This is a genomic window from Microbacterium profundi, from assembly GCF_000763375.1.
Classification (GTDB): Bacteria; Actinomycetota; Actinomycetes; order Actinomycetales; family Microbacteriaceae; genus Microbacterium; species Microbacterium profundi.
Genome location: NZ_JPSY01000003.1, coordinates 47,840 through 61,318, shown reverse-complemented (window position 1 = coordinate 61,318; position 13,479 = coordinate 47,840). Strand labels below are relative to the sequence as shown.

Sequence of the window (13,479 nt, the reverse complement as noted above, 5' to 3'; positions counted from 1 at the left end):
GGTGCCGCGTCGAACTGGACTCGGCGCGTGGTGAAATGGATCATGGCTGAATCCCCCTCCATCGCGATCTTCATCGAGGGCAGTCCCCAACTGCCTCCGCCTCTGCTCAAGGAGTTGTACGGCATCACCGGGCGTTCCACTGTGGAACTGAGTTCGGCCGTGAGCGCCGGCAGGAATGTGTACGCCGCCGAGCTCTTCGGCAACGACCACGTCGAGGTCGCTCCGCGGCTGGAGAAGACCGCGGCGTTCTGCGAACGCAACGGCCTGAGCTTCCGCGTGGAAGAAGAGTATGAGGGTGAGACCTCGCGGATCGATGCGGCTGCGATGCGCGGCATCCTGGAAGCGTCGGACTGAGATCGTCGATCGCGATCTTCGGATGTCGGTGACCCGTGCAATCGTCGTCGCATGAGTGAAGTCCAGTCACCGACGGCTCGGAGTCACTGGGTGCCATCTACTGCTGGAAGACGACGTGGCGCGATCAAGACGTGTTCGAAGCAGGGTGGTTCATCGTCCCTGAAGCGCAGGGGAGGGGAGCGGGCTCCGCAGCGGTCAAGCACCTCATCGACGACACGCGAGCTCATGCGCAACGTCGGCGTCTTCTCACAGCATTCCCTGACGAGCACAATGCACCGTCGAACGACTCGAGCCTTTCCGGAGCGTGCCGCCATCTGGCTCGCGTTGTGGACTGAAGCACTGGCACTTGCGGTCCTCGGCAATCCACGACGAGTGCCGCGGTAGTCTGCGGCCGTCAAAACTTCTCGACGCGATCATTCGCTCGCGGACAAGTGGACAGCTTGTCCCCACCGGTCGGTACGGGAGGGTCACGCCGCTTGCTCGCTCGCTCTGCATGTGCGCGCGATCCGGGCGGACGCCCGAAGAGCGGCCTTTGGCGTCGCGTCAACAGAACGGTCGGTGCTCGAATCGTGCCGAGTTCACTCCTGGAACTGCGGTCGTTGTCGTCGCACGAACGTGTCAATGCTCGGTTGGGTGCGCTCGCGCACGAGGACTTTGCCGCGGAGTGCGGCGGGTGTAGTGTTGCAGCACGTCGAGGCGGCTGAAGGAGACGGCGGGAGACTATGGGCTGGACCGTGAATTGGCCCGGCATGCGTTCTCGGCCGACCGGTAGCGTAGCGATCGTCGGGTTTGCGCTGTTGTTGATCTTCGGTCTGGTCGGGATGCACGCCCTCAGTCAACAAGGAGCTGAGGCGCAGCCGCAGATGTCGGCCGTTTCGGTGGCCGCGCCACAGGTTTCGGATCAGGCCAACGGCCCCGCCGATTCCGACTGCTCGGTGTACGTTTACCCCGGAGCGCGCGATCTCACCGACGTAGGGATGGCGGTCTTGGCCTGTGCGATATTCGTGTTCGCCGGCATCTGGCGCATTCGTGGCCGCGCTCCATTGATGCGGATGCGCGTTGCGCCTGCGAACGCACCCGACACGGCATCTTTCCGCCAACTGCCTCGTGCGATGTCCGTGGATTTGCTCGCGCTGTGCGTGCTTCGGAGATGAATCAGCCGTAGTCCCCCACCGGCAACCGCAGCGGCTCCCACGCCGTGCAGTTGGGGTGAGAACCAGTGCGTGGCCAGGATCGTCCGACCCGCCGGACTCGAAGTGCGTACGTTCTGCACATCACCGCCGCCGTTCGTGCCGACGGAGAGGTCTACGTGACTGGACGCATCGACATCGACGAGTTTGCGACCCGCGGGCCAAACCCGCATTACTGAATTAGGAAGGAAGATCGTGTCCAGTGATGACAAGCGGTCTAAATCGCGTCCCGGGGCATCATTTTTTCGCGCGCCGACACCCTCTGCGCCAACAGCGCATACACCCTCTGCGAAAAAGGCCCCGACACCCTCTGCGACAACAGCCCCGACACCCTCTGCGACAAAGAGTGGGGTAGCCGGTCAGGTGGCACCGCGGACGAAACCCGACCCCGGTAGGGCCGCCGAGCAGGCTGGCCCGCTGCGGGTTACCGCATTCAATTGCAGCGCGTTGGCCGAGGTGGAGCCGCATGCATTGGGGTTGACGTACGAATTCCGCGCGGCGTCTGACGGCGATCCGTATTCGGTAGCGATCGAGTTCGAGGGTCGCCGCATGGGAGTGAAGCACACACCCGGCACTGGGGATCTCTTCAAGGTTGCGACGACGGTGGAGCGAGTGCTGCCGGGTAGTGGTCGAATTGCGGTCACCACTCGAGTCCCGAACGTGAAAGCGGGCTCGTGGCGGGTTGTGGCACGACCTTCCGCGCACCACATCGGAGTCGATCGCGAGTCCTCCCGCGATGCCCTAGCCGTGCTGCCCCGTCTGCCCGGAGCCTCCGCCGAGGGTTCCACCGGTTGGGCTGCGGTGATCGCCCAGAAGGCCCCCGGCGTGCTGCTCGGCTCCTGGGCGGCTCTCGTCGCTCTGGGCGCGGCGGTTGCGCTGGGCGTCCAAGGGGTGCTGGCTGCTCTTCTCGGCCTGTCTGTGGTCGGGGTCGGGTTGGTGTCGCTGGTGGCAAGCCTGATCGGGCTGGTAGGGGCGAAATTGTACTACCTGGCGGTGTATCCGGCTGCCCGACGACGGGCACTGTCCGGGGGTGGGATGTGCATCCAAGGTTTCGTGCTGGGGGCCGCTGTCGGGTTGATCGTCGGGGCCCTGGTGGCTGGCATCGACTTGGGCTCGCTGCTGGACATCACCGCGCCGGCGCTGATGTTCGGGATGACGATCGGTCGATTCGGGTGTTTGCTCAGCGGATGCTGCGTTGGCCGGCCGACTGCATCGCGTTGGGGTCTGTGGTCGTCGGACCGGAGACTAGGTGTGCGCCGAATCCCCACGCAATTGCTGGAATCCGCGCTGGCAGCAATCATCGGCGGTACGGCGCTGGGCGTGCTGGTCATCGCTGGGCTCTCGGAGTTCCCCGGCACCATTTTCATAGGAGCGTTAGCGGCCTACGTCCTGGGCCGCCAGTTGCTGCTGCCACTTCGTGCCGAGTCCAGCAAGACTCGGTACGGTCGAGTGATCACGCTCGCGACCGCGGCAACCGTTCTGCTGGTCGACGTTGTCGTCGCGATCACTATTTATGTCCGCTGAGCGTTGGCGGTCCGTCAGGACGGTTGCCGCTTGCCAGCGGATGGAACCACCTCGTTGCCACGAGCATGGGGCCACCTGGAGGTATCACTGAGCATGGTGCACTCCGCTCGAGTCGTCAACGCACGTTGACTCATTGAAAAACCGTCGCCGATGTGAACGAAAACACGTCACGCCCGGCACCTCGTCAGGCACCACTCACACGCGACGCGCCATGGCCGGAATCTCGCGCTTTTCAGCAGGAAACCAGCCACTACGTCGGCCGGAAACCCTGCTCAACCGGCCTACAAACAGTCGATCACACACATCCAAGACGGGGTGCGCGTGGCGGAACTGCGCCCCGTTGCTGCGCACCACGATCAAGTGCAGGGCTCTGGTCGTGCGTGTCCATCTCGGTCGTTCCTTTCATCCAAGCCTGCGCGGCGCTGTCGGGGACGGCGCCGCCGGCGAGCCCGAAGGCCCCGCCGAACGCCACCGCTAGCCCACTAGCCCAGCGCCGTAGAGCGCGAGCCTCGCCGGGGCCTTCATCGGGCCCGCACTGCCGAGTAGCCGGCCTCCTCGACAGCGGCCAGGACCTTCGCTTCATCGATGTCTCCCTCGGCGGTGACGACGAGCCTGCCGGTCCGCGCGCTGACCTCGACGCGGCGGGTGCGTCGCCGACGGACTCACCGTTGGAGGCGGGATACTCTACCGGGGTATGCTCTTGAATGTGGAGACCGTGACCGACGAGCCCTGCCGCCGCCCGCACTGGCTGCAGCTGACAGTCCTCGCGATACTGCTCATCGCCGGCCTCCTCGCAATGCACGCACTGATCAACGGAGCCGCAGCGACGGCAACGATCGCCCCCATGGCCACGATGGGGCACGCATCCCAAACGACGCCTGGCACGTCAGACGATGCGGCCACCACCCCCACATCGACGGCGACCGGACCGCACGGCATGGTCCACCGCTCCGGCGGGTGTGCGGCCGCCATGGGCAGCGGCGTCGGCTCCACCTGCACCCCCGGGCCAACCGACAAGAGCATCCCCGTCCTCCCGGTCCCTCTCGCCGCTGTCCTGCCCGATCTCGGCCCCGCGGCAGAGCCGGGGCCGCCGCTCGAGACCGCTCGCCGGCTCGCGCTGTCCCACCTGGAGCTGTCGATCTCTCGAACGTGAGGCGTAGGGAGCGCCACGGCGGCGCTCCTGCCCCTCGGGGCAGGTCTGACCCTGCCCCGCATCTGCTACGACATCGCGCCCTCATGGCGCTGACCCTCTTCTGAGGGCGCACGAGACCTGCGCGTCCGATCAGCCGTGATCGTCGAACGCACCGGCCGATGTCGTGGCACCGCTCACCATCGACACAGAAGGACATCGTTCAACCATGCACACCGACCTGAACCGCCGCCAGTTCCTCGCTTTCGGCGCACTGACCCTCACCGCCGTCGGCCTCTCCGCATGCGACGCTACCAACAGGCCAAGCTCGTACGTCGGCCCAGACAGCCCCGCTGTCGCAGCGGCAGAGGCGAAGCGCCGCCGCACCGGAACGGTCTTGCAGCGCGCTCTGACCGCCGAGCCGGTCACGCTCGACCTCGGCGGGAAGAGCGCCGAGACCTGGGCCTACCGCGGGGCCTCTGCCGCCGACCCGCTGCGCGGCAACGTCGGCGAGACTTTGAAGGTCGCCCTCACCAACGGCCTCCCCGACCCGACCACCGTGCACTGGCACGGCCTCGCCCTACGCAACGACATGGACGGCGTGCCGAACCTCACGCAGAAGCCGGTCCAGTCGGGCGACACGTTCACCTACGAGTTCGTCCTGCCACATGCCGGCACCTACTGGTTCCACCCGCACGTCGGCGTGCAGCAGGACCGCGGCCTGTATGCGCCGCTGATCATCGACGACCCCAACGAGAAGGCCGACTACGACAAGGAATGGATCGTCGTCCTGGACGACTGGCTCGACGGCGTCACCGCGACGCCTGACCAAGTCCTCAATGAGCTCAGCCAGGGCATGATGGACCACGGCGGCATGGGCACGGGGCCGATGCGGATGGGCAACACCCTGATGGGCGCGACCTCGCCGCTGCTCGGCGGCGACGCCGGCGACGTTTACTACCCCCTCTTCCTCATCAACGGCAAGCCCGCGAACGACCCGCAGACCTTCACCGCCAAGCCCGGGGAGCGGATCCGGCTCCGGATCATCAACGCCGGCGGCGACACCGCCTTCCGGTTCGGCGTCGCCGACCATCCGCTCACCATCACCCACACCGACGGCTTCCCCGTGGAGCCGTACGAGGCCGAGAGCGTCGTGCTCGGCATGGGCGAGCGCTACGACGCGGTCATCACCGCCGGCGACGGCGCGTTCGCCGTCGTCGCCGAAGCCCTCGGCAAGCAGGACCAGGCCCTCGCCGTACTGCGTACCGGATCCGGCAGCGTCCCCGCCAAAGACGTCAAGCTGCCGCAGACGACGACCCCCGCCACCGCGGCCGACCTCAAGGCGACCGGCGCGGTCGCCCTGCCCAAGCGCGCCGTCGACCGCACCATCGTGCTCGAGCTGACCGGGAGCATGAGCAAGTACGACTGGGCCATCAACGGCAGGCGCATGGACATGGAGCAGCCGATGCGCGACGCCCTCGGCATCATCGCCGGGGAGCGGGTGAAGCTGGAGTTCAAGAACTCGACCGAGATGTGGCATCCCATGCACCTGCATGGGCACACCTACCAGCACCTCGGCGGCGGGCCCCGCAAGGACACCTCGATCGTCCTGCCCGGCAAGACCCTCCGCGCCGAGTTCGACGCCGACAACCCCGGCCGCTGGCTCAGCCACTGCCACAACGTCTACCACGGGGAGGCTGGGATGATGACTGCCATCGCCTACCAGCAGAGCTGACCCGTCCCTCGCTGTTGTGCACCGTCACGAGTATCAGAGGAACGGGCGCACCGAGGTCTGACCCTTCGTCTGGCTGGTCGCCTGGTTGTCGTCCACACGTCGGGTTCGGAGACCCCTTTCCGAGATGAAATTTCCGCATCGGGTCCGAAGCGGGGGCCGACGGTATCCGTTGTGGGAAGTGCTCGCGCTCGTGGTGTGCGCGGTCGTGGCGGGATCGCGCACATTCACGGCGATCGTGGAGTGGGCGGCGGACGCGGCCCGATATCGCCCAGTGACCGGATCGCAAAGCGTTCCCACACTCGCCACGATCCACCGGGTCTGCACGACCATCGATGGGGAAGCCCTCGATGCTGCCGTGACCTCGTGGGTGGGAGAGCGCATCGCATCGAGGGCTGTCGCGATCGATGGGAAAGAAGTGCGCGGCGCGAAGAACGGCACCGGATCGCCGGTGTTCCTGATGGCAGCGCTGGATCACGACACGGGGACAGTCATCGGGCAGGAATCCATCGGAGAGAAGACGAACGAGATCCCGCCCTTCGCCGCCCTGGTCGACCAGCTCGGAGACGTGAGAGGGCTCATCGTCACACGCACCGTGATGACCTTATCGACATAGATCGTGCCCGGAACGTCGCGGGATTCCAACGCGGGGCGCAGCGCCGCGGTGGTCGCTCTGGGAGAGCGTGACTTCTGAGGGCAATTCGTTTACTACTGGTGACCCGGCGTGATCGTGACCGGCGTATTCGCTGTCGAGAACGCCCGTCCGGCGCTCCGCCGGATACCTACCACACGAGTTTCGGTGCGGATAAGTTTCGGCGGGTCACACTTCGGCGTGTCGCGTGTTGACGGTCATCATCGGCGTGGCCACCACAAACGATCGTTTCCGGCAGGCTCTCGGATCACAAGCCATGATCGACCGACTATCGCTACCAATCGTCATCCGTCGTCCGAGCACTGGCGGTCGGCTGCCCGTTCGAAGTCTGGAACGGATCGGTCTTGCGCGTCCTCGGCCGTCAGCGCGAGTCCGTTGCTTTCGATGTCGGCGATGAGCCAGTCCATTTCGAGGATCTCTCGGCGCTGCGCTTCGCTGATTTCAACCGCAAGTTCGCAGACGCGGACATCCTGCAGCTGTGCTCGCTCGGACCGGGTGATCGCGAGCGAGTGATGCGGAATCATTGCGCGCATGTACGCGGTGTCGTCGACGGTGATCTGGCTGCGGTCGAGGGCGATGCCTCCTCCGAGGAGAAGAACGCTGACGATGATGACCGCAATGTTCGCTTTCCTGTGCTTGTACATGTTGAGCATCCAGGCCAGCATGACCAGCCCCATCGCGCCGCCCATAGTGAGCGCCATGAAGACGCGGCTTTCGCTGAAGCGTATGTGCCCCCATTCCCACACTCCAGCGAACATCGTCCAATACATCACGACCATGCCGGTGAGAATCATCGCCGCGAATCGCAAGTACATCGTCAGCGATCCGTGCTTTTTCGCCCCCGCTTGTCGTCCATTTGTTTCGTGCGCGTCCTTCGACATATGCCTCACCTGTTCGTCTCGGCTCGTTGCGCGGTAGGGCTTGATGACGACGTGCGGGGCAAGAGCGCTCGCTAGTCTGCTTCGGCTTGGTCAACGGGCATCACTGGATTGATGCGGGTAGCGAAGAACTGCACGACGCCGTCGAGGTTGCTATTCAGAGGGTTGCGAGGAGCGCGGCGCAGGCGACTTCGCATCGCCGGCAGGCCGCAGCACACACCGTGCAGTGTTCGTGCATCGTGTGCTTCTCGCACTCGTCGGCGCAGCTCGCGCATGCCGTGCGGCACGCTTCGAGGGTTGCGCGGGTGAGGTTGGCGTCGTACCCGGTGTGCCTGGACAGAATGCGTCCGGTGGTTTCGCAGAGGTCGGCGCAGTCCAGGTTCGTGCGGATGCACTTCGTCAGCTCGTCTTCTGGTGGGAACTCGCCCTCCTCATCGTCATCATGCTTCTCGGGCACTGGATCGAGATGCGCTCCCTCGCCCAGACGACTTCCGCACTGGACTCGCTCGCCGCGCTACTCCCCGACGAAGCGGAACGTGTCGAGAATGATCAAGTCGTGGTTGTCGCACCGTCCGACCTCGTCGTCGGTGACGTCGTCATCGTACGCCCGGGTGGCAGCGTCCCCGCGGACGGGCGCATCGTCGAGGGACGCGCATCAATGGACGAGTCCATGGTCACGGGCGAATCCCGCACCGTGGAGCGCAGCAGTGGCGACTCCGTCATCGCGGGTACCGTTGCCACCGACTCCGGGCTTCGTGTCGAGATCACCGCGATCGGCGATGAAACCACTCTTGCCGGCATCCAACGTCTCGTCACTGAGGCGCAAAGCTCGTCTTCTCGTGCTCAGCGCCTCGCTGACACGGCTGCCGGATGGTTGTTCTGGTTCGCCCTGGGTGCTGCGGCGATCACCGCGATCGTCTGGACGTTGGTCGGCTTGCCTGACGCGGCTGTCATCCGCACCATCACCGTCCTCGTCATCGCCTGCCCGCACGCGCTGGGCCTGGCCATCCCGCTGGTCGTCTCCATCGCCACCGAGCGCGCCGCCCGGGGCGGCGTGCTCGTCAAGGACCGGCTCGCGCTCGAAAGCATGCGCACCATCGATACAGTGCTGTTCGACAAGACCGGCACCCTCACCAAGGGCGAGCCCGTCGTCTCAGAGGTCTCCGTTGCCGATGGCGCCGACCCTGACCGGGTGCTCGCGCTGGCGGCCGCCGCAGAGGCCGACAGCGAGCACCCGCTCGCGAAGGCCATCGTCCGCGCGGCCGCCGACAGGAAGCTCACCGTCCCCCGAAGCGTCGAGTTCACCTCGTCACCTGCTGTGGGCGTCACAGCGACCGTTGAGGGGAAGATCATCCGAGTCGGGGGACCTCATCTGCTGTCCGAGGAGAACGCCGATGAGCTTCCGGTCGCCGATCATTGGCGCGCGGATGGCGCGATCATCCTCCATGTCATCCAGGACGGGCGCGTCGTCGGAGCCCTGAAGCTCGCCGACGAGGTGCGTTCGGAATCCCGGGAAGCCGTCGACGCCCTTCACGCGCTCGGCGTGCAGGTCGTAATGATCACCGGCGACGCGGAAGCCGTGGCGCAGGCCGTCGCACAAGACCTCGGCATCGACCGCGTCTTCGCCGGAGTACGCCCGGAGGACAAGGCCGCAAAGGTCCAACAACTCCAGAACGAGGGACGTAAGGTCGCAATGGTCGGCGACGGCGTCAACGACGCCCCTGCCCTCGCGCAGGCCGACGTTGGGCTGGCGATCGGTGCGGGCACGGACGTTGCGATCGCGTCGGCTGGTGTCATCCTCGCAAGCGACGACCCCCGCTCGGTACTCTCCGTGATCGAACTGTCACGGGCTTCGTACCGGAAGATGAAGCAGAATCTCTGGTGGGCTGCCGGATACAACATCATCTCCGTCCCCCTCGCCGCCGGCGTCCTCGCCCCCATCGGATTCGTGCTCCCGATGTCGATCGGAGCGATCCTCATGTCACTATCCACCATCGTCGTCGCCCTCAACGCCCAACTGCTGCGCCGACTCGACCTCCGCCCCGACACCACGACCCGCGTCATCCTGAACCGCTGACCACAACCGCCGGAGATCCAGATGACTGATACCACCGTCCCCACAACATCCTGCAACCACGCAGAGCACGAGTACATCACGGACAAAGCCCGCTACCTTGCTCGCCTCAAACGCATCGAAGGACAATCACGCGGCATCCACCGCATGGTCGAGGACGAGAAGTACTGCATTGACATCCTCACTCAGATCTCCGCACTGACCAGCGCCTTGCAGAGCGTAGCCGTCGGGCTCCTCGAAGACCACCTGCGCCACTGTGTGGCAGATGCAGCTCGCGCCAGCAGCGACATCGCCGAAGAGAAGGTCCGGGAAGCGTCTCAGGCGATCGCCCGCCTCGTTCGCTGACTCGCGGCAGATTCGAAAGTGCCCGGACCGGTGAAGCGCAAGCAGCTCGATTCCTCGTGCGCATGTACTCGCGCCGGCTGTGTCGGCCTGCATGATGACGACGGCATTCGAGTCCTCGCATGCGTCCAGGCACCGCGAAACCACTACTCCGGCAGCCGATCAGAGCCACTGCGCGCTCGCGCGCCGGAAACGATCGTGTCGGTGGACCGCGCAGATCAGAGCGGGAGAGTGCATCCAATGCGAACATGTCAGCTTCGAGCTGACATAATGTGCATTATCGGCGTTTCCGATTCGAGCTCATTCAGCAACATCCGCCACAGTGAGACCCGCCTCCAGCCAAGCTCGCAGCAAGGCGCGATCGCCGCTGGCCGATACGGCGTCAACGCCAGCAGCACTGATCGCACTGGCGCAATGTACGGCGTCGTACCCACGAAGTCGGAACTCTCGCGCACAATCCGCAGCGCTGAGCATCAACAGTTCGTCCAACTCCACAACACTGACATCGCTCCACAGGATGTCGAGCAAGACTCGTGCCTCGTCGGCTTCGGTCTGATCTATCCGTGACGCACGAACCGCCGAGGCTATCGCCGCCGCGACCTCGACATACGTCGCTCGGGCTGAAACAAACGCACTGGCGCTGTCCCACAGGTGACGACATCGAGTGGATGTCGGTTCGTCGAAAACGAGCGGGACGACTGCCGATGCATCGACATACAAGATCACCGACGTTGCTCGATGACCAGATCGCTGATCGTGACGCCCGGACGCAACTTGATCGGCTCTGGTAGCTTTCTGCGTCCCGACGTGTTCGTCGGGGGTGTTACCCGCCCCTCGGCGATCAACCGCTCCAGCGGGCTCCCCTGATCAATGGGTACGAGCCGCGCGACGGGCCTGCCGTGATCGGTAACGGTGATCTCGTCGCCGCCACGCACGTCAGCGAGATAGCGACTGAGGCCATCCCTCAGTTCTCTGACTCCGACGTTCATGGCCGCTCCCGTATTTGTGGCGCTTAATAATCTCCAGTATAGCCACATTCCACGTCATTTCACTGCTCGTCGCTCACGAGGCCGAGATCATCCAGCGCGTCGTGAGCGACGGGTCCGATGGACACGCGCACGAAGTACAGCTTTACCGCTTCCCCAGTGAGAGTGCACTCGACGGCTTCCTCGCCGACCCCCGACGCCAGGATCTCTCAGCCGAGCGTGACCGCGTCATCGCACTCACCCAGTTGTTCCCAGTTCACGCCCAGACGTACTGCGCGAGGTGCTCCCCTGTCAGCGTCGACTTCGCGGCGACGAGATCGGAAGGCACGCCCTCGAACACCACGCGTCCGCCGTCGTGACCGGCGCCGGGGCCGATGTCGATGATCCAGTCGGCGTGTGTCATCACAGCCTGATGATGTTCGATCACGATGACCGTCTTGCCGGCATCCACAAGGCGATCGAGCAGCCCGAGGATCTTGTCGACGTCGGCGAGGTGCAGGCCCGTGGTCGGCTCGTCGAGCACGTAGACATCGCCTTTCTCCCCCATCTGGATCGCCAATTTCACACGCTGGCGTTCTCCACCCGACAGCGTCGACAGCGGCTGACCGAGCGACAGGTACCCGAGTCCGACATCCTCGAGCCGTCCGAGGATCGCACCGACCGCAGGAATCTTCGCTTCACCATCAGAGAAGAACTGCCGCGCTTCGGAGACCGGCAGATCCAGCACCTCGGTGATGTCCTTGCCGGCCAACTTGTACTCGAGCACGCCGGCCTGGAAGCGCTTGCCTCCGCAGTCCTCGCACGGCGTCTCAATGGTGTCCATGAAACCGAGTTGGGTGACGATGACGCCTGAGCCCTTGCACGACGGGCACGCACCCTCGGAGTTCGCGCTGAACAGAGCCGGCTTCACACCGTTCGCCTTCGCGAACGCCTTGCGGATCGGTTCGAGCATTCCGGTGTAAGTCGCAGGATTACTGCGGCGAGATCCCTTGATCGCGCCCTGATCGATCACCACCACACCCTCGCGACCAGACACGGACCCGTGGATCAGTGAGCTCTTGCCGGAACCGGCCACACCCGTGATCACCGTCAGCACGCCGGTCGGGATGTCGACATCCACGTCCTGCAGATTGTTCTCGTCGGCGCCGCGCACTTCGATCGCGCCGTTCTTCGCGCGCACGCTCGACTTCAGGGACGCACGGTCGTCGAGGTGAGCCCCGGTGAGCGTGCCACTCGCACGCAGACCGTCGAGAGTTCCTTCGAAGCAGACCTCTCCCCCGGCGGAGCCGGCGCCCGGTCCGAGATCGACGACACGGTCGGCGATCGCGATCGTCTCCGGCTTGTGCTCGACGACCAGCACGGTGTTGCCCTTGTCGCGCAACTGCAGCAGCAGCGTGTTCATGCGCTGGATGTCGTGCGGGTGAAGACCGATCGTCGGCTCGTCGAACACGTACGTGACATCGGTGAGTGATGAGCCGAGGTGACGCAGCATCTTGATGCGCTGCGCCTCTCCCCCGGACAGCGTGCCGGACGGACGATCAAGGCTCAGATATCCGAGACCGAGAGTGACGAACGCCTCGAGATTCGCGCTGAGCGCCGTCAACAGCGGCCCGGCCTCCGGCAGATCAAGTCCGCGCACCCATCCGGCGAGGTCGGTGACCTGCATCCGGCACGCATCCGCGATGCTCACTCCGGCTATCTTCGATGACCGTGCACCCTCGGTGAGGCGCGTGCCGTCGCACTCGGGACACGTCGCGAAGGTCGCGACCCGCTCGACGAACGCACGGATGTGCGGCTGCAGTGCCTCGATGTCCTTCGAGAGCATCGCCTTGGTGATCTTCGGGATGAGGCCCTCGTAGGTCATGTTGATGCCCGAGATCTTCACCTTGGTGACCTCGCCGTAGAGGAAGAGATGACGCTGCTTCTCGGTGAAGTCCGCGATCGGTTTGTCCGCAGGGTACAAACCCGATTGCGAGAACCCCTTCACCATCCACCCGTCGGCGGTGTACCCGGGCACCATGATGGCGCCCTCATCCAGCGACTTCGACTCGTCCACGATCTGCGCGAGATCGAGGTCGGAGACCGCTCCCCTGCCCTCACACCTCGGGCACATGCCACCGAGGTAGATGGCATCCTTCACGATCTTCTTCTCACCGCCCGGCCCGGTCATCACGCCACTGGCCTTCTGGGTGGGGATGTTGAAAGAGAACGCCGTCGGCCCGCCGATGTACGGCTGCCCGAGCTTGCTGAACAGGATGCGCAGCATCGCGTTCGCATCGGTGACGGTGCCGACTGTGGACCGCGGGTTCGCTCCGAGGCGCTCCTGATCGACGATGATCGAGGTCGTGAGGCCCTCGAGTACATCGACATCCGGTCGCGGAACCGAGGGCATGAATCCCTGCACGAAAGCGCTGTAGGTCTCATCGATCATGCGTCTTGACTCTGCGGCGATGGTGTCGAACACCAGCGAACTCTTGCCGGAACCGGACACCCCGGTGAATACCGTGAGCCGCCGCTTCGGGATATCGACGCTGATGTCTTTGAGATTGTTCTCTCGTGCGCCCTGTACGCGGATCAGGTCGTGGGAGTCGGCTGTGTGCGAAACGTCGGCCATCGTG

13 protein-coding genes and 1 pseudogene are annotated in these 13,479 nt (G+C 64.9%); 9 read left to right on the top strand and 5 right to left on the bottom strand.

Annotated features, from left to right (window positions below; translation table 11 throughout):
- Nucleotides 1-42: 42 nt before the first annotated feature.
- The 7 genes from JF52_RS0112965 to JF52_RS0112940 all read left to right on the top strand — a co-directional run bounded on the left by JF52_RS0112965 (nt 43) and on the right by JF52_RS0112940 (nt 6,545).
- Entirely contained in the window at nt 43-354 is a 312-nt protein-coding gene (locus tag JF52_RS0112965) for a hypothetical protein (RefSeq protein WP_033107040.1), read from the top strand.
- 86 nt (nt 355-440) lie between these two features.
- Nucleotides 441-689, top strand: a complete 249-nt coding sequence (locus JF52_RS18030; RefSeq protein WP_084595854.1) for a GNAT family N-acetyltransferase — start codon at nt 441-443, stop codon at nt 687-689.
- 387 nt (nt 690-1,076) lie between these two features.
- Nucleotides 1,077-1,508 (top strand): DUF6153 family protein, encoded by a 432-nt coding sequence (locus tag JF52_RS0112960; protein WP_033107039.1) that lies wholly within the window; start codon nt 1,077-1,079, stop codon nt 1,506-1,508.
- A 492-nt stretch (nt 1,509-2,000) separates the two neighbouring features.
- Nucleotides 2,001-3,068: a prolipoprotein diacylglyceryl transferase gene (locus tag JF52_RS0112955; protein WP_235272459.1), complete on the top strand. Its 1,068-nt coding sequence runs from the start codon at nt 2,001-2,003 to the stop codon at nt 3,066-3,068.
- 694 nt (nt 3,069-3,762) lie between these two features.
- Nucleotides 3,763-4,221: a DUF6153 family protein gene (locus JF52_RS0112950; protein ID WP_033107038.1), complete on the top strand. Its 459-nt coding sequence runs from the start codon at nt 3,763-3,765 to the stop codon at nt 4,219-4,221.
- A gap of 205 nt (nt 4,222-4,426) precedes the next feature.
- Entirely contained in the window at nt 4,427-5,932 is a 1,506-nt protein-coding gene (locus JF52_RS0112945) for a multicopper oxidase family protein (RefSeq protein ID WP_033107306.1), read from the top strand.
- Between the two features lie 124 nt (nt 5,933-6,056).
- Complete coding sequence (locus JF52_RS0112940) at nt 6,057-6,545, top strand: ISAs1 family transposase (protein WP_084595853.1); 489 nt, start codon at nt 6,057-6,059, stop codon at nt 6,543-6,545.
- A gap of 320 nt (nt 6,546-6,865) precedes the next feature.
- Here JF52_RS0112940 and JF52_RS0112935 read toward each other — a convergent pair whose 3' ends face one another.
- Together JF52_RS0112935 and JF52_RS17840 are read right to left on the bottom strand one after the other, a co-directional pair.
- Nucleotides 6,866-7,462: a DUF305 domain-containing protein gene (locus tag JF52_RS0112935; protein WP_084595852.1), complete on the bottom strand. Its 597-nt coding sequence runs from the start codon at nt 7,460-7,462 to the stop codon at nt 6,866-6,868.
- Nucleotides 7,463-7,616: 154 nt separating this feature from the next.
- Nucleotides 7,617-7,865 (bottom strand): annotated as a pseudogene (locus tag JF52_RS17840) (four-helix bundle copper-binding protein); the annotation flags it as partial.
- Between JF52_RS17840 and JF52_RS0112930 the strand changes: the two are divergent.
- Entirely contained in the window at nt 7,788-9,536 is a 1,749-nt protein-coding gene (locus JF52_RS0112930; protein ID WP_235272438.1) for a heavy metal translocating P-type ATPase, read from the top strand. The pseudogene JF52_RS17840 and the gene JF52_RS0112930 sit on opposite strands and share 78 nt — an antisense overlap.
- 21 nt (nt 9,537-9,557) lie before the next feature.
- Nucleotides 9,558-9,878, top strand: coding sequence for a metal-sensitive transcriptional regulator (locus tag JF52_RS0112925; protein ID WP_033107036.1), 321 nt, complete (start codon nt 9,558-9,560; stop codon nt 9,876-9,878).
- Between the two features lie 297 nt (nt 9,879-10,175).
- Here JF52_RS0112925 and JF52_RS17025 read toward each other — a convergent pair whose 3' ends face one another.
- The 3 genes from JF52_RS17025 to JF52_RS0112910 form a co-directional block, all read right to left on the bottom strand.
- Nucleotides 10,176-10,601, bottom strand: a complete 426-nt coding sequence (locus JF52_RS17025) for a type II toxin-antitoxin system VapC family toxin (RefSeq protein WP_084595851.1) — start codon at nt 10,599-10,601, stop codon at nt 10,176-10,178.
- Nucleotides 10,598-10,864, bottom strand: coding sequence for a type II toxin-antitoxin system Phd/YefM family antitoxin (locus JF52_RS0112915; protein ID WP_033107034.1), 267 nt, complete (start codon nt 10,862-10,864; stop codon nt 10,598-10,600). The genes JF52_RS17025 and JF52_RS0112915 overlap by 4 nt, the downstream gene beginning before the upstream one ends.
- Before the next feature lie 253 nt (nt 10,865-11,117).
- Nucleotides 11,118-13,475 (bottom strand): ATP-binding cassette domain-containing protein, encoded by a 2,358-nt coding sequence (locus JF52_RS0112910; RefSeq protein ID WP_033107033.1) that lies wholly within the window; start codon nt 13,473-13,475, stop codon nt 11,118-11,120.
- Nucleotides 13,476-13,479: the final 4 nt, after the last annotated feature.